This window comes from Bacillus sp. JJ722 (assembly GCF_036963345.1).
GTDB lineage: Bacteria > Bacillota > Bacilli > Bacillales > DSM-1321 > Bacillus_AD.
The window spans coordinates 1-1,526 of the sequence record NZ_JBALMO010000344.1; the positions used below are offsets into that span (position 1 = coordinate 1).

Consider the following 1,526-nt stretch of genomic DNA (forward strand, 5'->3'; position numbering starts at 1 on the left):
ATTCTAAACCGTCTTCCACTAGATTATCCAGTTGGATTTTCTTCGTAATAACTTTTTTTACATCCATTTGTCCGGATGCAATCATTTGAATCACTTCAGGGAATACATGTCGATATCCAATTGATCCTACAATATTTATTTCTCTCACTAATAAACTATTTATGTTTAATTCAACAGGTTTTGCATAGGCAGCTATAACCATCAATTGCCCACCTTTTTTTAACACATCCACCGCAGTAGTAAATGTAGGTTGAACACCTGCAGCTTCATAACTTACTGCTACACCATGAACTGTTTCCTTTATAATACGTTCTTTAACATCTTCCGAAGCGCTATTAATTACAACATCAGCACCCACTTCAAGTGCTTTATCTAATCGCTCTTGTGAAAGGTCAATAACGAATACTTTTGAAGCACCAGCTGCTTTAGCAGCAATTACTGTTAATAAACCGATTGGACCTGCTCCAAAAACAGCAACTGTATCTCCTGTTTGTAAAGCACTTGCTTTAACAGCTTGCATTGCAACAGCAGTCGGTTCAATTAATGCACCTTCTTCTAAGCTTACTTGATTCGGTAATTTATGCACACTCGAAGCCGAAACAACCGTAAATTGAGCAAATCCTCCGTCGCCGTTTAAACCTATAAAGCCAAAATCATTAGATAAATTATATTTTCCTTGTTTAACATAATAATCTTCTTTCGAATAAATCAGAGGTTCGACAGCAACTCGATCTCCAACCTGCACATTTGTCACTTCTTCGCCAACTTCTACTACTGTACCAGCAAATTCATGTCCAAATACTAAAGGTACTTGGCGGTTTGAAACAGGGTGTGGATTTAAAGAAATTCCCATTCCATGATGATAGGCGTGTAAATCAGAGCCACAGACACCAGCCCAAGCAACCTTTACTTTTACATGCCCAGTTTCTACAGTAGGTTCTTTCCAGTCTTCGATACGAACATCTTTTTTTCCATAAATAACCGCTGCCTTCATTTTTTATTCCCCCATTGTACTCTGTGTTTTTCGTATACTACGTTTTTATCATAACAATATTGTGTCAAAGGGTATAAAATAATGACCTTTAACCTATCCGTTCCCGACAAATACTTCATCTTTGTTGGATAACCTTCTACTCGAATATAACTTGAATAGGTATATATTGCCTCAATACATTAATTCTCATAGCTATTTCACTTGGCGATTGTTTAAAATCGTTTTGAATCCAATAGAGAATGACACCTACTATAGCACTCATTGTATAATTAATGTAAATTTCTATATCTAGTGGTGGTTTCCCCGATGGGTACTCATATCTCAAATGATCGTTTCCAAAATTTATCATTTTTTTATGGATAGCTTCAAGAAATTCATATTTAAATTTCGATTGGATGATAGCTTTATAATAGTTACGTTGTTCATAAATACCTTCAAATAGCTTAATAAACGATGGATGAATCGTTTCTAAATTAACAACTATTTTTTCCTGTGAGTACCTTCCTCTATATAACACTGTATGGATTTTTTC

At 35.3% G+C, this 1,526-nt stretch carries 2 protein-coding genes; both read right to left on the reverse strand.

Annotated elements, in window-relative coordinates; genetic code table 11:
* Nucleotides 1-994 (reverse strand): 2,3-butanediol dehydrogenase (locus V7014_RS25645; protein WP_335511692.1); only part of this gene is annotated, 994 nt, incomplete at its 3' end.
* Between the two features lie 136 nt (nucleotides 995-1,130).
* A partial coding sequence (locus V7014_RS25650; RefSeq protein WP_335511695.1) for a TetR-like C-terminal domain-containing protein occupies nucleotides 1,131-1,526 on the reverse strand: 396 nt, incomplete at its 5' end.